Origin of the sequence: Dysgonomonas mossii DSM 22836 (assembly GCF_000213575.1) — a bacterium.
Classification (GTDB): domain Bacteria; phylum Bacteroidota; class Bacteroidia; order Bacteroidales; family Dysgonomonadaceae; genus Dysgonomonas; species Dysgonomonas mossii.
Genome location: NZ_GL892007.1, coordinates 1 through 22,234 on the forward strand (window position 1 = coordinate 1; position 22,234 = coordinate 22,234).

Below are 22,234 nucleotides of genomic sequence, written 5' to 3' on the forward strand. Positions count from 1 at the left end.
TTATGCGGTATTAGTCCGAATTTCTCCGGGTTATTCCCCTGATGTAGGTAGGTTGCATACGTGTTACTCACCCGTGCGCCGGTCGCCATCAAAGTATTGCTACTCTATGCTGCCCCTCGACTTGCATGTGTTAGGCCTATCGCTAGCGTTCATCCTGAGCCAGGATCAAACTCTTCTTTGTATATTCTTTTTTTCTAAGTCTTTCGTGATCCTGTCCTGCTCTTTTTACTTATTAAGTAAATTGACGGTATAATATTTCTTAGCACCAAAGTGCTATTGTACTACACTCATATGTTGTCATTATTTCAAAGATCGTTTTCTAATCGCTTAGCGAAAATCTCCGGACTTAAACAAGTGGCCGAAACCCTCTTTTTATGCGCCGTGTTCTCTATCAAAGCGGGTGCAAAGATATGCATTTTATTTATACATCTCCAAATATTTTAATGCCTTTTTTTAAAAATATTTTAACCGAAATATACAAACACCTTAAACAAAATAACTTAATCAATTATTGTTTATTGGTCATAAGATCATCCTTCAAAAAGATCAATCTAAACCTTACTATAATTATATATATGAAAAATATTTTGGAAAGAAATACTTGGGGAGAATCACATAATAATTATAATTAATATCTTTGTTCCGCTAAATACTTATATAATATAACATGCATTATACATGAAAACATCTTTTTTTTCCAAGTTATCTATTATTACTCTTGCGGTCATATCTTTTGCATCTTGTCAGAATAAAGGCCCTTATTTTACAGTAGAGGGTAAGATTGCCAATGCCGACACAACAATGCTATATCTAGAAAGACGGTCTTTAAATGAAACAACAATAATAGACTCAGTAAAACTAGATGCAGATGGAAACTTCAAGTTTAAAGAGCCTGCATTAGGCTATCCAGAATTCTATCTACTAAGAATGGATAAGCAATCCATAAACTTAGCAATAGACTCTATAGAAACAATTACTGTACATGCTAGCAAGCCTACATTTGCATCGGAATATACAATAGAAGGATCTGAAGGCTCTGTGAAAATAAAAGATATTGTTTTTGCCCAAAACAAGCTTAGTCGGACTGTGTCTGACTTGAGAAAACAATTTGAAAGTAAAGGAATATCACAAGATCAATATGTCGTAGAAATTCAAAAAGCACTGGATGAATACAAAACTAAAGCTAAAGATCTAATCTTGTCTGATTCAAAAAGCTTAGCCAGCTATTTTGCTTTATTTCAAAAGGTAGATGGATACCTTATATTCGATCCATATGATAAAAATGACTTAGTAGCTTTTAGGGCTGTTGCTACCGTTTGGGATTTGTATAAGTCAAAATCACCACGGGCAGAACATTTAAAGACTTTTACATTGACTACCTTGGCCGAGTTGAAACAAATGGCTAGTCAGGAAGAAACAATGAAAAAGTTAGAGAATACGGCGGCGGCAGATCACAGTGTATTTTACAATATAACACTACCTGATATTAATAATAAGGAAGTAAGTTTATCTTCTTTGAAAGGAAAGGTTGTTATACTCGATTTTACCGCATATCAAACAGATTTTTCTCCGGCGCACAATATACTTATCAATAATGTATATAGTAAGAATAAAGGAAATGTAGAAGTATACCAAGTATCTTTTGACACGGATATACATGCATGGAAAAATGCAGCAACAAATTTACCTTGGGTATGTGTAAGAGATAGCAAACTACTCAACTCTGAATGGCTTGCAAAATTCAACATTCAAGGCTTCCCTACTACATATTTATTAAACAAGAATGGAGAGATTGTAAAAAGAATTTTATCTACTGATAACCTAGCTTCAGAAGTTCAAAAATTATTATAAAAGTATTTCCAAATATTTGAAAATACGAAAAATATACTATATCTTTGTTTTTGATAAAATGAAAAAGGAAAAGGAGTTCTGGCCTTTAACGGCAGGAATTCTTTTTCTTTTTGTCGCTTTAAAAACAATCAAAAATTTAAAAAACAGTAGGAATTAATTTAATTTTTAATTACCATGGCTATCACTTACATGACCGCAGAAGGTTACAAAAAGTTGAAAGAAGAAATCAACACTCTTGAAACTACAGAAAGGCCTGCTATATCGAAACAAATAGCAGAGGCTAGAGACAAGGGAGACTTATCTGAAAATGCTGAATACGATGCCGCCAAAGAGGCTCAGGGGCTACTTGAAGCTAAAATAGCCCAAATGAAAAATCTATTGGCAAATGCTCGTCTGATCAATGAAGATTCAATAGGAACAGATGTTGTGCAAATATTGAACAAGGTTACAATACGCAATACGAAAAATAACCAAAAGATGACATATACGATCGTTGCCGAAAGTGAAGCTAACTTGAAAGAAAACAAGATGGCTGTAAACACTCCTATCGCGCAAGGATTGATGGGGAAGAAAGTGGGAGATGTAGCCGAAATAAAAGTTCCTTCGGGAATTATGAGTTTCGAAATAATGGATATATCATTATAAACTTATGCCTAGTATTTTCAGTAGAATTGTTAAGGGTGAGATACCATCATATAAGGTGGCTGAAGATGAGAGGTTCTTTGCATTCTTGGATATAAATCCGATGGCAAAAGGGCATACCCTTGTCATTCCTAAGCAAGAAGTCGATTATATATTCGATCTTGACGACGATATTTTAAAAGATATGGTCATTTTTGCAAAGAAAGTTGCAAAATCTATTGAGAAAACCATTACTTGCAAACGTGTAGGTATAATGGTTGTAGGCCTTGAAGTTCCTCATGCTCATATACACTTGGTTCCTATTAATAAAGAATCAGATATGAGCCTTTCAAATCCAAGAATAAAGATTGAGCAATTTGAATTTGAAGAAATTGCAAAAAAAATCAGAGAAAACATCTAAGACTTATAACAAATATAATACTGAATTGGTGGGAGTACATACTCTCACCTTTTTTATTTTAGTTCATATCGTTTTATGGAATTTAGTAGAAAATCTATCTATATAGTAAATAGAATAATATTCACCAAAATTAGATGGATTATGAAAACTTACAAAACAATCATTTTAGTACTTTCTGTTTTCCTATTATTTTCTTGTAGCAGTAACAAAACAAAAGTACAAGATTCTAAGACAGCTGAAAATACAACAATCACACCTAAGACTGAATCTGAAACGAATCAATCTTCACCGCTAAGTGATGCATATATAGTTCAAGACGAAAAGCAAATATCCTTAGGTGATGTGCGAAAAAGCAAGATGGATATATCTGTAGCCGATGTCAGTGCATTAGAGATGACAACAAGTCGTTCAATATCATCTTTAAGAATGGAATCTTCGCCATACGACAATCTGCAAGATGAAGAATATAGCCAATTTTCGGAAAATAGGTTTCGTTTAGCAAACGAAGATCCACTCTCTACATTTTCGGTAGATGTAGATGCAGCATCGTATAGCAATATGCGCCGTTTTATAAACCGGGGAAGTCTACCCAACAAAGATGCAGTGAGAATAGAAGAACTCATTAATTACTTTAGCTACAATTATACAGAACCTACAGGGAACGACCCTATAAAAATATCTACAGAAGTAGGCAATTGTCCTTGGAATAGTCAAAATCGTTTGGTAAAAATCGGATTAAAGGCACGCAGTATGGCAGGAGAAAATCTCCCGGCTTCAAACTTTGTTTTTCTTATAGATGTTTCGGGATCGATGTATGGCGCTACACGACTTGACCTTGTAAAGTCATCATTAAAACTACTGACAAACAATCTTAGAGAGAAAGATCGTGTAGCTATAGTTGTATATGCAGGCTCTGCAGGAGAAGTTTTACCTTCGACATCGGGAGCGAACAAACAAAAAATAAAAGAAGCGCTTGACAATCTGAACGCAGGAGGTTCGACTACAGGAGGAGCCGGTATACAACTTGCATATAAAATAGCAAAGCAAAACTTTATAAAAGGTGGTAATAATCGTATTATTTTATGCACAGATGGCGACTTCAATGTAGGGGTTTCAAGTAACGATGGTCTGCTAGCGTTGATAGAACAAGAGCGCAAGAGTGGAGTGTTTCTTTCCATATTAGGTTATGGAATGGGCAATTACAAAGATAGCAAGATGCAAACTCTGGCACAAGCCGGAAATGGAAATCATGCATATATCGATAATTTACAAGAGGCAAATAAAGTCTTAGTAAACGAATTTGGGGCAACAATGTATACTGTAGCTAAAGATGTGAAATTACAAATAGAATTTAACCCAACAAAGGTACAAGCATACAGGCTAGTAGGTTACGAAACGAGATTACTAAACAAAGAAGACTTTAACGATGATACAAAAGATGCGGGAGAAATGGGTGCCGGTCATACAGTTACTGCATTTTATGAGGTTATACCCACAGGTATAAAAAGCAATCTAATAGGAAATGTTGATCCTCTAAAGTATCAGAAAGAAACCAGTGTATCCACTCAAAATATATTTGTAGCAAATAAATATCCTGATCTCTTAACCGTAAAATTGAGATATAAACAACCAAACAGCGACCAAAGTCAGAAAATAGAAGTTCCGTTAATAGATGACAAGGGTGATAATGTTTCTGACGATTTTCGCTTTGCTTCGGCTGTTGCCATGTTCGGGCAAATTATAAAAGACTCTCAATACAAAGGAGAAGGTAGCTATAGCAAAGCTATTGCATTAGCTCAAAAAGGATATGGAGAAGATAAGCAGGGGTATCGCCGAGAATTTGTAAGATTAATGCAAACAGCTCAAGGATTAGCAAAAAATTGATTTGTAATTTATTGTAAATGAAATAAGTTTAAATAAATTTGTAAGGCTTGAATTTAATTTTCAAGCCTTACAAATTTATTTTATTAGAGCTAAACATTATAATTATGCAAAATATAGATGGATATATAGCTTCATTTCCTGAGAACATTCAAGTATTGATGAAGAAACTAAGAACAACCATCAAAAAAGCCGCACCTGATGCTATAGAAAAAATCAGTTGGCAAATGCCCACATTTCATCAGAATGGGAATCTTATACACTTTGCAGGTCATAAAAAGCACATCGGTTTATACCCGGGTGTAGAAGCTATTATTGCCTTCGAAGAAGAACTTACTCAATACAAAACATCGAAAGGTACAATACAGTTACCTCTGGATAAACCTTTACCATTGAATCTAGTTACGAGGATCGTGAAGTTCAATATAAAAAGGAATCTGAAAAAATAATATTGCTATATTTTTTCCACAAACTTCTTCTTCCGTTCTACTTCAACCAACTTAAATAGTTTATCTGAAGGTCTGATTTTTTCATTTACTTTAATAGAGAATTTTTCGCCTTTTACTGTCTCTTCTACAGGTTGAAGGTCAACTCTAATTTCATCTACGATCTGTGTTACAGCTCCAGTAGTAGGTCCGGTAATAAGTATTTCGTCACCAACCTTCAACGATTGTGTTTCCATCAAGAATTCGGCAACACCAAGATTTGAGAAATATTTAAGACCTTTACCTATGTATATTTTTCGTTTCGTTGCACCTGAGCCATAATTACTAGACCACTCCCCTAGTTTCTGACCAAGATAATAACCATCCCAAAATCCTCGATTAAAGACCGTAGCAAGGCGATCGTCCCACTTTTCAATCTTTTCTTCTGTATATGTATCCTCACAGTAGGCTTGCACTGCTTCTTTATAACATTCGACTACAGTGCGCACATATTCTGGCCCACGAGCACGCCCTTCTATTTTAAATACACGTACTCCAGCATCCATCATTTTGTTCATAAAATGAATGGTCTTCAAATCTTTTGGAGACATGATATATTCGTTGTCTATTTCGAGTTCGATATCCGATTCCTTATCTTTTACAATATAGCTGCGGCGGCACAGTTGATTGCATGCGCCCCTATTTGCTGATAAATCTCTTTCGTGCAAGCTCAGATAACATTTACCTGACACAGCCATACACAAAGCTCCATGAGCAAACATTTCGATACGAATAAGCTCACCTTTAGGGCCTCTTATGTTTTGCTCTACAATATCTTTATAGATAGAAGCTACCTGATCGAGATTGAGTTCGCGTGCCAGTACAACAACATCAGCAAATTGCCCGTAAAATTTTAAGGACTCTGTATTCGTAATATTCAATTGTGTAGATAAATGAACTTCAACACCGATACTGCGCGCATACATCATCACAGCTACATCCGAAGCAATTACGGCTGAAAGCTCAGCCTCTTTTGCAGCATTTACAATTTGGTGCATCAACGAGATATCATTGTCGTAAATAATTGTATTCACCGTCAGATAGCTCTTTAGTCCATTTTCTTTACATATAGCCGCTATCTGCTTCAGGTCATCCATTGTAAAGTTATTAGAGGACTTGGCTCGCATATTCAGCCCTTCTATTCCAAAGTAAATAGAGTTTGCCCCACCCTGTATAGCCGCAGCCAAAGAGTCGTAAGAGCCAACAGGTGCCATTATTTCAAAATCTGATATCTTCTTATTCATTTCTTTCTTTTGTATGTTTTTTTTAGTGCTTAAAAAAAGCAGTGCGCAAAATTACCGTTTTTAGATGAAAAGGGCAAATAGAGATCAAGCTAAACCTTAAACCAATAAAAAGTTAAAACAAAGAACAAAATTCTTTGAAGAATAAAAAATAATTTGTATTTTAGCGTGAATAACAAACATTTATATACGTCTTTTATAACGGTTCACTCTCATACAACTAAAAAAATCTGTATAAGTATCTATTACAAATAAATTATTTCAATAAAGAGATACTTTATTCTTAAATATTATGACATGACTTTAATTATTCATTGAAGCAAGATAACATCTTTCAAGAACTCTCCGAAGGGAAAAGATGATATAAGTAGTTCTTAATAAATTAATAAAAAATAACACTACGTAACATTTGTTACGGCAATTATCATATCTAAACAATATCTTTGTTTAATAACAGTATTCATTGGTAAATAAAATGAGAAAACTTCTAGATCTAATACCACGGAATTTTGTTGTTCCACTATTTGTTATAGCGGGAATGATAGCCGGACTTGGCGGATACACGGCCTATATGTCGCGGGCACATTCTTATCTGTCTGATGAGCCCGAAGCTTGTATCAATTGCCATATAATGACCCCTTATTATCAAACATGGCAACACAGCGCACACCGAGAATGGGCCAATTGCAACGATTGCCATGTACCACATGATAATGTCATAAATAAATATGCATTCAAAGCTATGGATGGACTTTACCATGCTGCAGTATTTACATTAAATGCTGAGCCACAGGTTATCCGTCCTCGAGATGCCAGTAAAAAAGTAATCATGGATAACTGCATTCGCTGTCATACTCAATTGAATACAGAATTTGTGAATACAGGTATGATAAACTATACACAAGTAAAAGAGGGCGAAGGAAAAGCGTGTTGGGATTGTCATCGGGAAGTTCCTCACACCATCGTGAGTAATCTATCTTCTTCACCGAACGCAATTGTTCCGTTACCAAAGTCAGCAGTACCTGACTGGTTGAATAATATTATGAAAAATAAAAAATAAGATCCAATATGTTAAAGAAATTAGCAGAAGCAATCAGGCGAAAACCGATCATTGGATGGGGGATTTTTGCAGTAGTAATGGTTTTGGTATTTATGCTTGGACTTTTAGCAGCATCTATTACAGAACGTAGAGCTGAAATAGCGACTCTGTATAATAATAAAAAGATAGAAATTACAGGAATTAATACCAATAGTGAAGAATGGGGTATCAATTATCCTCGTGAATACGATACTTGGAAAAAAACAAAAGAAATGGATTTTCGTAGTAAGCATTTAGGCAATATGCCTGAAGATGTACTCGAAAGTCGTCCCGAAATGGTTGTTCTTTGGGCAGGTTATGCATTTTCCAGAGATTATTCGGCTCCACGCGGGCATATGTATACGATAGAAGATGTGACACATACTCTTCGTACCGGAACACCTGATCATGAGCACAAAGACATGCAACCGTCTACTTGCTGGGCTTGTAAGAGTCCTGATGTACCACGAATGATGCATGAAGTAGGAATAGAGAATTTTTACAAAGCCTCATGGAGTCAGTTTGGCAGTGAGATTGTAAATCCTGTAGGTTGTGCCGATTGTCACGATCCAAAAACGATGAATCTGACTATCACTCGCCCGGCTTTGATAGAGGCCTTTGAGCGTCAAGGCAAAGATATTACAAAAGCAACTCCTCAGGAAATGCGTTCACTGGTGTGTGCCCAATGTCATGTCGAATATTTCTTTAAGGGTGACGGTAAATATCTAACCTTCCCTTGGGATGGAGGTATGACAGTAGAATCGATGGAAGAATATTATGACAATGCAAACTATACAGACTGGGTACATCATCTGAGCAAAGCTCCAATGCTAAAAGCACAGCATCCTGACTATGAAATTTTCCTTTTAGGACCACACGCTCAACGTGGATTGTCATGTGCCGACTGTCACATGCCATATATGTCCGAAGGAGGTATTAAATACTCTAACCATCAGGTAATGAGTCCGCTTAAAAACGTATCATCAACATGCCAAACATGCCATAGAGATAGTGAAGAGAATCTAAAAAATTATGTTTATCAATATCAGGATAAGGCATTAGAGATTAGAAACAGAATAGAAGTTGAACTGGCTAAAGCCCATGTAATGGCTAAAGCAGCATGGGACAATGGTGCAGATGAAGCTAAAATGAAAGAGTCTTTGAAATTGATTCGCCAGGCTCAATGGCGTTGGGATTTTGCCGTGGCATCTCATGGCGCATCCTTCCATGCTCCTGTAGAAACTCAACGTATCCTTGCTCATAGCTTAGATCGTACTCTACAGGCACAATTGGAACTACAAAAAGTATTATTCACTCTTGGAGTTGCAGACGTTAAAATGCCGGATATTTCTACAAAATCAAAAGCTCAGGAATATATCGGATTGGATATGAAAAAGCTTCGTGAAGATAAAGATAAGTGGATTAAAACAACACTTCCTACTTGGATAGAAAAAGCCAAATCAGAAGGAAAGCTGGCTATGAACTAATTTTTTCTTACCTAGAGGGCGTCTGCATTCATCTAATATAGCATTTGCAGGCGCTTTTTAAACCATAATCATTATGAGAAAGATTTTCATAATAGGGTTGCTATTACTCCCTCTCACATTATTAGCACAAGAGAATAATCAAGAAGACATATTTTCCATATCGGCGCAACTACGATCACGCGGAGAATATCGCAATGGAGCCTTGTTCCCTAGAAATGAAGGAGAACGCCCTGCTACATTCATTAACAACCGTGCTCGAATCTCTATGGACTTTCAACGTTCAAATCTGGAATTAAAATTATCAGGACAGCACGTTGGAGTTTGGGGACAAGATCCGCAAGTAGATAAAAATGGACGCTTCATGCTAAACGAAGCATGGGCTAAATTGTATTTTAACAACGGATTCTTTGCCCAATTAGGAAGACAAGCCTTATCTTATGACGATGAACGTATATTAGGCGGGCTCGATTGGAACGTTTCGGGACGCTATCATGATGTATTAAAGTTAGGGTATGCGGATAAAATAAACACTTTACATTTAATGCTAGCATTAAACCAGAATGATGAAAAAATAAAAGGAGGAAGTTTTTATGAGACCGGAGGACAGCCTTATAAAAATATGCAAACACTTTGGTATCACTATGGAAACAAAGAGAACCCATTCGGCATCTCATTACTTGCAATGAATCTGGGTCTTCAGTACGGAAGCGAAGAAGATTCATCCAACAAGTATATGCAAACCTTTGGGACTTATTTGACTTATATAGCAAATGGTTGGGATATCAAAGGTTCTTTTTATTATCAAACAGGAAAAAATAAGTCAAATAAAGAAGTATCAGCCTTTATGGGAAGTCTTTTTGCAGGTTTCAAAATAGACCCTAAATGGTCATTAGGTGTAGGCAGTGACTATCTGAGTGGAAACAAGCAAGATGACACAAAGCAAAAAGCATTTGATCCGTTGTATGGCACACACCATAAGTTCTACGGAACAATGGATTACTTCTATGCATCTCCATTTGTGAATGGTATCAATCCGGGATTATGGGATAATCAACTTGCCATTTACTACAAGCCTTCGAAGAAAGTAGACCTATCTTTGAATTATCATTATTTCTTGACTGCAAATGAAGTTGTTGTATCAAATGAAAGAATAGACAAAGGTTTAGGTTCTGAGTTTGACTTTCAGGTAAATTGGTCTATCATGCCTGATGTAAAACTTATGGCAGGCTATTCGTTCATGCTTGGAAGTAAGTCGATGGATGTAGTAAAAGGTGGATACCATAAAAGCTGGCAAGATTGGGGATGGGTATCTATAAATATAACACCTAAACTATTCTCGACAAAAAAATAATAGCTCTCTTCTATATAAGCAGATGGAAAAAACAAATAATCGAAAAATGTGGCAACAGCCTTGGGGATATCCTGAAAGCATTGTTGCTACGTGCGGAATCCTTTTGGTCGGATTTCTCCTTCAACTCACAATTGGTAATTTTAATTTTTATTTATTGGCATTCCCTTCCAATCTTTTGGTCGGAGCTATTACACTGATTTTATGTATTCTTTCGCTTTTTGTGCGTAAGAGCCATTTCATACTATGGTTTAGTGGTATTCCCTCTTCAGTCTGTTTAATCTCAGCATTACTCATTCTTACGATCATCATGGGGCTTACACCACAAACGACAAACCATGCGGATGAAATATCGGCAAATATATTTTCACGTTTGGGTTTCGACAGCATGACAAGTTCATGGGCTTTTATACTAATTTACTTTATCACCCTACTATCGCTTGGCTGTCTTATCGTTCGCCGTTTGTTTAATTTTCGCAAGAAGGACTACGCATTTTACTTGAATCATATCGGACTATGGATTACACTTTTCGCAGCAGGACTAGGACATGCTGATATTGAACGTTATCTGATGCACGTACGTGAAGGAGAATTAGAGTGGAGAGTTTATGATGAAGATGAAAACGTAAAAGAACTACCCATCGCCATACAGCTCAACGATTTTGATATGGAAGAATATCCTCCCAAGCTAACTATTATAGATCGTAAAAGTGGAAAACCTCTGCCAGAAGACAAACCGGACTATTATCAGATAGATACAGAAATAACTGAAGGACAACTTAATGAATGGAAGATTGAATTGAAAGAATATATTCATCAGGCGGTGCGCAACAGCGATAGTACCTATAGGGAGGTACCTATGCCCGGAGCAACTCCGGCTGCCAAAATACGGGCATTCAATGTATCTCAAGGTAAAGATACCACCGGATGGATATGCGGAGGAAATCAGGCACAACTTTATATGACCCTTCCCCTCGATGAACACCAGTGTGTGGTAATGAGCGTCCCTGAGCCAAAACGATTCATGTCGGATATAGAACATACACACCTGACGGCACAATAAAAAAAGGAACGGTAGAAGTAAATAAACCAATGCGTATAGGAAGCTGGACAATCTATCAATATGGATACGATAATCAGGCCGGACGCTTATCTTCATACAGTAGCATGGAACTTGTATACGATCCTTGGGTTATACCCGTATATATCGGATTTATTTTTATAGCTCTGGGTTCAATCGCTTTAATTTGGAATGGCAGATTGGTTAGAAACCGAAATGAGAATGATAACAACAAAGAATAATAGTACTAAGATAAGAATATGAATTGGAATAATTTTATATGGTTTGCACTTCCTGCTGTGATGCTCTGGTTTTCGGCCGGAATTATAGTGTATCGACCTCAAAAGCGATTAGCTGATATATTAATGCTATGTGGTATTGCTGTATTTGCTGCATTTATCGCAGGCTTCTGGATACATATCGAACGTCCGCCAATGAGAACGATGGGTGAAACTCGCTTATGGTATTCTTTCTTTCTGTCTTCGGTCGGATACCTAGCTTATCGCAGATGGAAATATCCTTGGCTATTATCTTTCTCTGCATTGGTAGCATCCGTTTTTGTGTTTATCAATTTATTTAAGCCCGAAATACATTCTAAAAATTTGATGCCTGCTCTCCAGAGCGAATGGTTTGTACCTCATGTCACATCCTACATTCTTTCTTACGCTATGTTTGGAGCTGCTACTATCGGAGCTTTTGTGCAATTACGAAAAGTACATCGTAATGGCTATTCTGATGATAAGATATTTAATTTTATAGATAACATCGTTTATGTAGGATTTGGGTTCCTTATATTAGGAATGCTTATGGGTGCTGTATGGGCAAAAGAAGCATGGGGGCACTATTGGTCATGGGATCCTAAAGAAACATGGGCTTTTGTTACTTCCATGGCTTATCTCGCATATATACATATAAGACTGTATGGTAAATATGATAAAGTTGCGCTTTGGGCATTGCCTATTGCATTCATATTACTGATGATAACTTGGATTGGAGTAAATTACCTACCGGCCGCACAAGGTAGTGTACATGTGTATTGACAATACAGTAAGATAGAGATAATCAAATTTTTTGTTCTCAATTATTATTGAGTAAGGCAAAAAGTATTCGGATATCAACTATCCTAACAATTCTTTTATTTCATTATAGTTTAGTATTTTACCTTTACCTCCTTCAAATTCTATGATTCCACTGGCAGCCATTTCTGAAATAGCTCTGGATAGGGAAGGACGTTCTACACCAAAATACTCGGCAAGAGATGCGATACTCTTTCCTAATTCAAAAGATCCGTTTTTATCGTGCTGTAAAATGTAATATGCTATTTTAGCTTTAATTCCTTTTTGTGAGAATATTTTGAGCCTTTCGGATAAAAATTGTACACGATCTGCATTGAAGGCCATAAATCCTCGCAAAAATCCGGGACATTTAGCCATTTGTTTCTCCACAGAGTCTTTGGTGATAAATAAGATTTCGCTATCATCAAGCGCTATCACATCTACTGGAAAACGATTGTTTTCTGCAAAAATAAAGGCAGCTGCCAAAGGATAAGGAGCTGAAATTTCTTCTACTGATAGAGTAAGCCCTGAATCGGAAACGATCTCTGTTTTTACTTTCCCTTTAGACAACATATATAGCTGCGAAATAACATCACCCTGATAGGCGATGTATTCTCCTTTTTTATAATGCTTTATAGTATGATCTATTGTACACTTTAGTCGGGCAATCTCGTCCTGAGATTTTTCGCGACACATTGTACAGAAAAAAAGTAAGTCAGGGTTCATAGTCTTGTAATTTTTTTACAAAGTTATAAAAAATAATTTATAGTCGTAACAAATGTTACGATTTTAGTTTCACTACCATCGTATGTTTGCATAGGAAATAACAGGTTGGTCACAATAATCAGGAGTTAAATTTACTATATAGCCAATTTATCAGAAATAAAGGAATAATCATTCTATAAAAAATAATTAACTAAAAAACTAAGGATATGAATATGTTTTGTTATCAGTGTCAGGAAACAGCTCACAATACAGGCTGTACGATAAAAGGTGTTTGTGGAAAAACTTCGGAGGTTGCTAATCTTCAAGACCTGTTAATGTTTCTTCTCAAAGGGATCTCATACAGTACTGTAGAATTACGTAAAGCAGGTGTAAAGATACCCGCTTACACAAACCGCTTTGTAATGGAGTCATTATTTATGACAATCACCAATGCAAACTTCGACAAAGAGCGTTTCGTAATACGTGTACGTGAAGCTATAAATTTGCGAGACGAACTTTTACTCGAATTAAAAGCTAAAGGAGGCAACACTTCTCCCGACCTAGATTGTGACTGTATTACTTGGACTACCGAAAGCGTAAAAGAAATGGAAGTGAAGGCTGGAAATGTAGGAATCCTTGAAACCAAAAACGAAGATATTCGCTCGTTGCGAGAACTTCTTATTTATGGTATCAAAGGAATGGCTGCTTACGCTGAACATGCATCAAATCTAGGATATGAGGATGATGACATCCATGCTTTTATGCAAGAAGCTTTAGTAGCAACAACCCAAGAATTGAGTGGAGATGAGCTTACTGTACTTGTGCTTAAATGTGGTGAATATGGTGTAAAAACAATGGCTTTGCTTGATAAGGCAAATACTTCTACATACGGAAACCCTGAAATTACAAAAGTAAATATCGGGGTTCGCAATAATCCGGGAATTCTTATCTCTGGTCACGACTTGCGTGATATGCAAGACCTATTGGAACAAACAGAAGGAACAGGCGTAGATGTGTACACACACAGCGAAATGCTCCCGGCACATTACTACCCTGCATTTAAGAAATATAGCCATTTTGTAGGCAACTATGGTAGTGCTTGGTGGCGTCAGAACGAAGACTTTGAATCATTTAATGGCGTGATACTATTTACAACTAACTGTATTGTACCTCCACGATCTACTTCAACCTACGCAGATAAGGTATACACCACCGGTGCATCAGGGTTTACCGGCTTCCAACATATAGAAGACAGAAAAGACGGACAGCCTAAAGATTTTTCAAAATTGATAGAGCATGCAAAACAATGCAAAGCCCCTACTGAAATAGAGTCGGGAGAAATTATCGGAGGATTTGCTCACGCACAGGTATTCGCACTTGCTGATAAGGTAGTTGATGCTGTAAAAACAGGAGCTATACGTAAGTTCTTTGTAATGGCAGGTTGTGACGGTCGTATGAAAGGACGTAACTATTATACTGAATTTGCAGAAAATCTACCTAAAGATACAGTTATCCTTACTGCCGGTTGTGCTAAGTATCGCTACAACAAATTGCCTCTAGGCGATATAGGCGGTATCCCTCGTGTTCTAGATGCCGGACAATGTAACGACAGTTACTCTCTCGCTTTGATTGCACTAAAGCTTAAAGAAGTTTTCGAACTAAATGACATTAATGAATTACCGATTGCATACAACATTGCATGGTACGAGCAAAAAGCTGTTATCGTTCTTCTTGCATTGTTATCACTCGGTGTAAAAAATATTCACTTAGGGCCAACACTCCCTGCATTTTTATCGCCTAACGTGGCAAAAGTGCTGGTTGATAATTTTGGTATTGGCTCTATTACCACACCTGACGAAGATATGAAGATGTTTCTTGCTTCATAATGTCAGCACATAATTACATAAAACATTAAAAATGGAAACAAATACATTCGCTAAAGCAACCGTATTCAATATTGCGGGGCAAATCGATTATTCCACAGGAGGAATAGTAAGCAAACAAATACTTAAAAACCGAGCAGGAAATGTTACATTATTTTCCTTCGACAAGGGGCAAGGACTTAGCGAGCATACAGCACCTTTCGATGCGCTTGTACAAGTACTGGATGGTGAGGCTGAAATTCGCATAAATGGAGAACCTCACAGGGTAAAGGCTGGTGAAATTATTATAATGCCGGCTAACATAACTCATGCTCTTCAGGCTGTAGAGTCTTTTAAGATGTTATTAACCATGATAAAAGAATAAGCGATGAGCGAGCTAATCAATAATTCCGAAAAAAGAAAAGAGTTACTTAAACATCTTATCCTTCAATTGCATAACGGCGAAGCTCCCGAACAAGTGAAAAGCCGTCTGATAAGTTTACTGCACTCGGTTCCATACAATGAGGTAGTAGAGGTAGAGCAGGAATTGATAGCTGAAGGTCTTCCCGAAGAAGATATATTACGTCTCTGTGATATACACACGGCTGTACTCGATGGAAGTATAGATACATCAACCGCTAAAGGTGTACCTGATGGACATCCTGTAGATACTTTTATCAAAGAAAACAGAGAACTGGAAAAGCGCATCGACCTGACTTATGGGATGTTTGATGTATTAAAGAACTTGAAAGATAGTGATATTGGAGATTATACGATGGGATTGCGAAGCCTCTTTAATCAACTATCGGATGTAGATAAACACTATTTGCGCAAAGAATATCTATTGTTTCCATTTCTGGAGAAGGCAGGAATTACAGGTCCGCCGAAGGTGATGTGGGGAAAACACGATGAAACCCGGGAATTATTGAAAGCCGCTCATGAAGCTCTCAAAAGCGAACTGACAAAAGAAGAGCTGGAAACAGTTTGCTCTTTGGTTTTGCAGCCGGCCATCGATGCAATAGAAGGCATGATAATGAAAGAAGAACAAATTCTATTGCCAATGTGCTTGGATACACTCACTGACGAAAATTGGTATCAAATACATAAGGAAACTACTATATATGGTTTTTGCCTTTATGATCCAAGCGTAGAGTGGAAACCCGAGCTTGTAAAGCAAGAAGAAGCCATCTTTATGCCCGGCAATGCAATTAAGCTATCTTCAGGAAGCTTTGATATGAAGGAGCTAGAAGCTCTTTTTGTAACTCTTCCGGTAGATATTACATTTGTTGATAAAGATGATAAAGTAAAGTTCTTTTCTCATAGTCCTAATCGTGTATTTGAGCGAAATCGTTCTATTATCGGGCGTGATGTACGTATGTGCCATCCTCCACACAGTGTTCATATCGTAGAACAAATCATAGAAGACTTCAAAACCGGCAAAGAAAACAAAGCCGCATTTTGGATATCTAATTTCAAAGGACGCTTTGTGCATATAGATTATACTGCTCTCAGAGGACAGGATGGTGAATATTTAGGCGTGATAGAAATTACTCAGGATATAACCGACTTGCGAAAGCTGGAAGGAGATCAGAGGTTACTTTCTTATTCAAAATAAAGAGTCATGGATATTAATCTGCATATAAAGGTTTCAGATTTGCTGGATGCATATCCTCACTTAGAGAGTACACTACTGGAGCTTTCTCCGGCATTCTCTAAACTGCGGAATCCTATTCTGCGCCGTACTGTGGCAAAGGTTACGACATTGCAGCAAGCTGCAAAAGTTGCAGGCATCTCTCCTATTCTACTTCTTGAAACTCTGCGCCAAGCCGCCGGGTTACCTATTGATAATAATAGTGAATCAATAGATATAGAGAATGAACAAAAAGATAAGCCGGAATGGTTTGAAGAAACCAATATCACGATTAGGTTTGATGCTCGTCCTATTATAGTGTCGGGAGAAAACCCCATGCATGAGATTATCCGGTTATCAAAAGAATTGCAAAACAATCAGATAATGGAATTAACTGCACCATTCAAGCCCGTACCAATCATGGATTTGCTAAAATCAAAAGGATTTGAAGTATGGTATAATAGTGGTAAAGCTTATTTCATGCAACAAAATCATTGTGCCTTGTAAGATTATAGAAATTAGACATTTAACCAAATTGAGAAGGGGATGCATACTAAATGTATCCCTTTCTCATAAGGGAGCCACAATCTTTATAGCTGTGTAAGGAATCTATTTTCATTATGAGGCACTTCTTCAAGAATAAGAACTTTGCCCGGTAATCTTTTGAAGAAAATAATACAGTCAATAGCTTAAATTCGTATTTTTGCATATAGTTGATTTACCTACTTTCGAAAATAATGATTCCTTTTCTATACAATGTAGCTCAAGCATACTATAAGGCCGATGGACAAAACATTAGTCGCTATACTTTTGTTTTTCCGAACCGTAGAGCCGGAGTTTTTTTCCAACATTACTTATCACAGATAGCGGATAAACCTATATTTTCCCCTCAGATACTTACAATAGCTGACTTGTTCGAACAACTAAGTCCATATAAAAAAGCTGATCGTATTGAGATGCTCTTTATGTTGTTCAATATATACAAACAAGTAGGTAAGACCAACGAAACTTTCGATGAATTTCTATATTGGGGAGAAATGCTGCTCAATGATTTTGACGACATCGATAAATATTTGGTTGATGCACAACAGCTGTTCAGAAATATAAAAGATTTAAAAGATATTGACGCCGGATTTTCATACTTAACCGAAACACAGATAGAGGTTATACGACGTTTCTGGTCAAACTTTTTGCCTGTAGGAGAAAATGAAAAGAAAAAAGACTTTCTCGAAATGTGGGAAGTACTCTTTCAGCTATACTCTTCTCTAAGATACCAACTTGCAGAAAAAGATCAAGCCTATGAAGGAATGATTTTTAGAGATGTAATAGATTCTTTTTCGAAGAATCCGGATTATGAACTTCCATACGAAAAAATAATATTTATAGGGCTAAACGGACATAGCAAATCCGAAGAGAAACTGCTTACTTACCTCCATAAAAAAGGTATCGCCGATTTTTATTGGGATTACTCATCTCCTTTGGTGCGCGATCCTCAAAACAAAGCATCTTTTTTTATGGATAAAAATAAGGTGCAATTTCCATCTCAGCTATCATTACAACCCGAAGAATTAAGCTTTGATCAACCGACTGTTGAAGCCATTGGCATTCCGTCTTCTATAGGACAGGCTAAATATGTGCATACAATCATCAAATCTTTATTGGCAGAAAATCAGATAGTGTCATCCGATCAAGCTATGAATACGGCATTGGTGCTGCCTGATGAAAATCTTTTATTGCCAACGCTTTACTCCATACCTCAAGAGATAGACAAGATAAACATAACAATGGGGTATAGCCTGAACAATAGTTCTGTTTCAGGACTGATGGAACACATTTTTGAATTGCAAAAGAATGTAAGAAGATCCGAAAACAGTGCAGGCTTTTATTATAAACCGGTACTGGCTATACTCAATCACCGATATATAACAAACATAGCCGGAGAAGAAGCTAAAAATCTGAGGCAAAGTATACTTCAATACAATAAGATTATAGTATCTGTCAAAGAATTAGAAATTCATCCATTATTTATACTCATATTCAAAACAATAGATAATTGGTACGATGCACCTGAATATTTAAAAAACATATTATCCACACTAAGAAAATCCCTGTATACTCAGAAAGAAAAAGAGAACGAAGATGAGCTAATAAGTGCCCGTTCGGTAGACATTGAAGGTGAATTCATTGTGGAATACTACAAGACGATCAATAAAATGAACGATGCTTTGCAAAACGTTTCCTTTGAAATGAATATCGAAACATATTTCAAGTTATTGAAAAAGTTGATAGTAAACATCAGCGTGCCATTTACGGGAGAGCCATTATCAGGATTACAAATTATGGGAGTGCTCGAAACTCGTGCTTTAGACTTCGATAATCTTATTATCTTATCGATGAATGAAGGCATTTTCCCTCTCAAACGCGCTACCAGTTCTTTTATACCATACAATCTTCGAAAAGGATTTGATTTGCCGACTTACGAGCATCAGGATAGCATTTTTGCTTATCACTTTTATCGTTTGATAAACCGGGCTAAACGAATCTATCTTTTGTATGATACTCGTACCGAAGGATTACAATCGGGTGAAGTAAGCCGTTATTTTAAACAGATAAAACATTTATACGCCGATTCATTCGATATAAAGGAAAAACTCACTGTCTATAAAGTTTCTTCTACCGAGAGTCTTCCCATTTCAATATCTAAAACTCCAGAGATACAGGAAAAGATGAATGTATTCTTGCAAGGAGGAGACAAACAACTATCTGCCAGTGCAATCAATATGTATCTCAATTGTCCTCTACAATTTTATTTCTCTGTGGTAGAAAACATGGCAGAAGAGGATGAGGTAGTGGAGACGATAGAGGCTAGTATGTTTGGAACAATCTTTCACTCAATAATGGAATGGCTGTATGAGCCATTTAAGGGGAAAATGATTACTGCTGACTTGTTGCACAAAATCAGAAAGGATGAAAAGCTGTTGACTGAAAATATAGAACGATCTTTTGCCGAAAACTATTTCAAAACAGACAAAATAAAAAAGCTGACAGGACAGAATTATCTGACCGGAGAAGTGCTGCGAAAATACATCAAACAGGTTCTAGTTACTGATGCAGGGCTGACACCTTTTATCTATGTAGACTCAGAAGAAAGAATAAAAATGGAGTATAGTCTACCATCTGGAAAAACTGTATCCTTAAAAGGATTTATCGACCGTGTAGATGAACTCAAAGGCCGAACCCGCATTATAGATTATAAAACAGGGAAGGGAGTTTTACGATATAAAGAAATGAAAGATCTTTTTGATAAAGATCTTAAAGATCGCCCTAAAGCTGTGATGCAAGTATTTATGTATTCACATCTTTATATGCGAAAGTATCCGAATAAAATTATAGAACCGGGCATATATTACCTTCGAAATTTATTCGACTCTAAATTTGAGCCGGGAGTAATCAATAAATCGGGACGCAACGATGATCATATAACAGACTTCTCAATGTATAGAGAAGAATTCAAAGAGTATTTCGATATGTGCCTCGATGAGATATTCGACCCTGAAGTATCATTCACTCAAACACCTACAGGAGAAGCTTGTAAGTGGTGTATATTCACGAATATTTGCAAGAAATAAGAAATCCGTAAATTCTCACCAAGAGCTTCTAAGATTGAATAAAGAGAGATGGAAAATTTATATTCTTTTCTCTTTTTATTTTTCGTATGCGGATATTGGCTCTTTCACATTAAATGTTTTACCTTTGCAGTCCATTTATAAGTAGTAAATTGTATGGATTGGTTTATGAAAACCATAATAGAATCACCATCGGTTCTATCAATTATAATTATATCTATAGTTTCTGCTGTTGGACTACAGCTAGGAAAACTAAAACTTCTCAATATCTCCCTTGGTATTACTTTTGTGTTCTTTGTAGGCATCGTTATTGGTCACTTCAATTTCGACCTTAACAAAGACATGCTCAACTTTGCTCAAAACTTTGGGCTGATTCTTTTTGTTTATGCATTAGGGTTACAAGTAGGACCGGGATTCTTTTCATCCTTAAGGGCTGGAGGATTGAGAATGAATATGCTTGCCTTGGGAGTTGTATTTCTCGGACTTATCCTCACCGTTATATTTAGCTATGCGAGTGACATATCCCTTCCTAATATGGTAGGAATATTATGTGGTGCCACGACAAATACACCGGCTCTTGGTGCTGCTCAGCAGGCATTACAACAAATCAGTGGAAACTCAAGGGTAATAGCCGATATGGCTTTGGCTACAGCCATTGCCTATCCATTAGGAGTAGTGGGAGTCATTCTGGCGATAATATTTCTCAGAAAGTGCTTTGTTCCAAACGAAGAATTTGCAAAGCTATCAGAAAAGAAAGAGAATGAAATGCACGTAGGTGAATTTCATATAACCAATCCGGCTATAGAAGGGAAATCAATAGTTGATATAATGAAATTAACTGCTAAACATTTCGTTATTTCGCGTATCTGGCACGATGGTATAGTTACGATTCCTACTTCTGCGAGTATCCTCAGGCATAACGACCACCTGCTTATCATATCCAAAAAGAGCGATGTAGAGCATATCAAAGTTCTGTTTGGAGAACAAGAAAACGTCGACTGGAATAAAGAAGATATAGACTGGAACCACATAGATAATAGTCAATTAGTATCGAGAAGAATCATTATCACCAATAGCAAAATAAACGGTGAAAAACTGGGGAGTCTAAAACTTCGCAATAATTATGGAATAAACATAACTCGTATCAACCGTGCAGGTATAGACCTATTGGCATCATCTGATCTTATGCTACAAATTGGAGATAAACTTACTGTAGTGGGAGAAAAAGCATCGATAGATAATGTTGCTAAAATACTTGGTGATGAGGAGAAGCGATTGAATACACCAAATCTGATAGCAATATTTCTTGGGATCGCGCTAGGCCTTATACTTGGAGCCTTACCTATACCTTTTCCGGGGATGGATTTTCCGATCAGGTTAGGGATTGCCGGCGGTCCTATTATTGTAGGAATTTTGATGGGGTCATTTGGCCCTCGATTTCATATTACTACTTATACAACACAAAGTGCCAATTTACTAATGCGACAGTTTGGATTGACTGTATATCTGGCTTGCCTGGGTATCGGAGCAGGAGAACATTTCTTCGAAACAGTATTCCAAACCGAAGGACTGATATGGATTGGATTTGGATTTATACTCACAGTTGTACCGGTACTTATTGTTGCATTGATAGCGATGAAAGTATATAAGATCGACTTTGCCCGGAATGTAGGAATGCTTTGTGGCAGTATGGCTAATCCGATGGCTTTAAGCTATGTCAATTCGACTATCGACGGTGATGAACCTGCCGTTGCTTATGCTACAGTGTATCCGGTATCCATGTTTGCTCGGATCGTTTTCACACAATTGTTGCTGATGTTGTTTTTCTGAGATAATTATAAGTAACATCATAGATCTTAACACTTTTGTACTATCATAACTTT

The 22,234-nt window shown here is 36.8% G+C and carries 19 protein-coding genes and 1 rRNA gene; 17 read left to right on the plus strand and 3 right to left on the minus strand.

The features are described 5' to 3' along the window. Positions 1 to 181 (minus strand): 16S ribosomal RNA (locus tag HMPREF9456_RS10125); the annotation flags it as partial. A 497-nt stretch (positions 182 to 678) separates the two neighbouring features. On the opposite strand from HMPREF9456_RS10125, the gene HMPREF9456_RS10130 reads away from it, so the two are divergent. The 5 genes from HMPREF9456_RS10130 to HMPREF9456_RS10150 all read left to right on the plus strand — a co-directional run bounded on the left by HMPREF9456_RS10130 (position 679) and on the right by HMPREF9456_RS10150 (position 5,223). Then, positions 679 to 1,851 carry a TlpA disulfide reductase family protein gene (locus HMPREF9456_RS10130; RefSeq protein ID WP_006843430.1) on the plus strand — a complete coding sequence of 391 codons (1,173 nt, stop codon included), beginning with the start codon at positions 679 to 681 and terminating at the stop codon, positions 1,849 to 1,851. Between the two features lie 174 nt (positions 1,852 to 2,025). Next, the gene (gene greA, locus HMPREF9456_RS10135) at positions 2,026 to 2,496 is read left to right on the plus strand and encodes a transcription elongation factor GreA (protein ID WP_006843431.1); all 471 of its coding nucleotides are present in this window, start codon (positions 2,026 to 2,028) and stop codon (positions 2,494 to 2,496) included. Positions 2,497 to 2,500: 4 nt separating this feature from the next. Further along, a complete protein-coding gene (locus HMPREF9456_RS10140; protein ID WP_006843432.1) occupies positions 2,501 to 2,893 on the plus strand; it encodes an HIT family protein in 393 nt (130 codons plus the stop codon). A 141-nt stretch (positions 2,894 to 3,034) separates the two neighbouring features. After that, entirely contained in the window at positions 3,035 to 4,777 is a 1,743-nt protein-coding gene (locus tag HMPREF9456_RS10145) for a vWA domain-containing protein (RefSeq protein ID WP_006843433.1), read from the plus strand. A gap of 104 nt (positions 4,778 to 4,881) precedes the next feature. After that, on the plus strand, positions 4,882 to 5,223 hold the full coding sequence (locus HMPREF9456_RS10150; protein ID WP_018074968.1) for an iron chaperone: 342 nt from the start codon (positions 4,882 to 4,884) through the stop codon (positions 5,221 to 5,223). A 5-nt stretch (positions 5,224 to 5,228) separates the two neighbouring features. On the opposite strand, the gene HMPREF9456_RS10155 is transcribed toward HMPREF9456_RS10150, so the two are convergent. Continuing rightward, entirely contained in the window at positions 5,229 to 6,503 is a 1,275-nt protein-coding gene (locus tag HMPREF9456_RS10155) for a peptidase U32 family protein (RefSeq protein WP_006843435.1), read from the minus strand. Positions 6,504 to 6,975: 472 nt separating this feature from the next. Here HMPREF9456_RS10155 and nrfH point away from each other — a divergent pair, with 472 nt between their 5' ends. From nrfH to ccsA, 6 genes are all read left to right on the plus strand, one after another. Then, the gene (gene nrfH, locus HMPREF9456_RS10160; RefSeq protein WP_006843436.1) at positions 6,976 to 7,560 is read left to right on the plus strand and encodes a cytochrome c nitrite reductase small subunit; all 585 of its coding nucleotides are present in this window, start codon (positions 6,976 to 6,978) and stop codon (positions 7,558 to 7,560) included. 8 nt (positions 7,561 to 7,568) lie between these two features. Continuing rightward, the gene (nrfA, locus tag HMPREF9456_RS10165) at positions 7,569 to 9,065 is read left to right on the plus strand and encodes an ammonia-forming cytochrome c nitrite reductase (protein ID WP_006843437.1); all 1,497 of its coding nucleotides are present in this window, start codon (positions 7,569 to 7,571) and stop codon (positions 9,063 to 9,065) included. A 73-nt stretch (positions 9,066 to 9,138) separates the two neighbouring features. Next, positions 9,139 to 10,416 carry an alginate export family protein gene (locus HMPREF9456_RS10170; RefSeq protein ID WP_006843438.1) on the plus strand — a complete coding sequence of 426 codons (1,278 nt, stop codon included), beginning with the start codon at positions 9,139 to 9,141 and terminating at the stop codon, positions 10,414 to 10,416. 22 nt (positions 10,417 to 10,438) lie between these two features. Next, positions 10,439 to 11,476: a cytochrome c biogenesis protein ResB gene (locus HMPREF9456_RS10175; protein WP_147591747.1), complete on the plus strand. Its 1,038-nt coding sequence runs from the start codon at positions 10,439 to 10,441 to the stop codon at positions 11,474 to 11,476. Between the two features lie 29 nt (positions 11,477 to 11,505). After that, positions 11,506 to 11,715 (plus strand): hypothetical protein, encoded by a 210-nt coding sequence (locus HMPREF9456_RS10180; RefSeq protein ID WP_006843440.1) that lies wholly within the window; start codon positions 11,506 to 11,508, stop codon positions 11,713 to 11,715. A gap of 18 nt (positions 11,716 to 11,733) precedes the next feature. Further along, entirely contained in the window at positions 11,734 to 12,513 is a 780-nt protein-coding gene (ccsA, locus tag HMPREF9456_RS10185; RefSeq protein WP_006843441.1) for a cytochrome c biogenesis protein CcsA, read from the plus strand. A gap of 78 nt (positions 12,514 to 12,591) precedes the next feature. Here ccsA and HMPREF9456_RS10190 read toward each other — a convergent pair whose 3' ends face one another. Then, positions 12,592 to 13,254, minus strand: coding sequence for a Crp/Fnr family transcriptional regulator (locus HMPREF9456_RS10190; protein WP_006843442.1), 663 nt, complete (start codon positions 13,252 to 13,254; stop codon positions 12,592 to 12,594). 212 nt (positions 13,255 to 13,466) lie between these two features. On the opposite strand from HMPREF9456_RS10190, the gene hcp reads away from it, so the two are divergent. The 6 genes from hcp (at position 13,467) to HMPREF9456_RS10220 (ending at position 22,181) form a co-directional block, all read left to right on the plus strand. Beyond that, positions 13,467 to 15,119 carry a hydroxylamine reductase gene (hcp, locus tag HMPREF9456_RS10195; protein ID WP_026177095.1) on the plus strand — a complete coding sequence of 551 codons (1,653 nt, stop codon included), beginning with the start codon at positions 13,467 to 13,469 and terminating at the stop codon, positions 15,117 to 15,119. A gap of 31 nt (positions 15,120 to 15,150) precedes the next feature. Beyond that, positions 15,151 to 15,480, plus strand: coding sequence for a cupin domain-containing protein (locus tag HMPREF9456_RS10200; protein ID WP_006843444.1), 330 nt, complete (start codon positions 15,151 to 15,153; stop codon positions 15,478 to 15,480). 3 nt (positions 15,481 to 15,483) lie between these two features. Then, positions 15,484 to 16,710, plus strand: coding sequence for a DUF438 domain-containing protein (locus tag HMPREF9456_RS10205; protein WP_006843445.1), 1,227 nt, complete (start codon positions 15,484 to 15,486; stop codon positions 16,708 to 16,710). Between the two features lie 6 nt (positions 16,711 to 16,716). Further along, positions 16,717 to 17,232 (plus strand): DUF1858 domain-containing protein, encoded by a 516-nt coding sequence (locus tag HMPREF9456_RS10210; RefSeq protein WP_006843446.1) that lies wholly within the window; start codon positions 16,717 to 16,719, stop codon positions 17,230 to 17,232. A gap of 230 nt (positions 17,233 to 17,462) precedes the next feature. After that, positions 17,463 to 20,354: a PD-(D/E)XK nuclease family protein gene (locus tag HMPREF9456_RS10215; RefSeq protein ID WP_006843447.1), complete on the plus strand. Its 2,892-nt coding sequence runs from the start codon at positions 17,463 to 17,465 to the stop codon at positions 20,352 to 20,354. A gap of 153 nt (positions 20,355 to 20,507) precedes the next feature. Continuing rightward, positions 20,508 to 22,181 carry a putative transporter gene (locus HMPREF9456_RS10220; RefSeq protein WP_006843448.1) on the plus strand — a complete coding sequence of 558 codons (1,674 nt, stop codon included), beginning with the start codon at positions 20,508 to 20,510 and terminating at the stop codon, positions 22,179 to 22,181. The last annotated feature ends 53 nt before the right edge of the window (positions 22,182 to 22,234 follow it).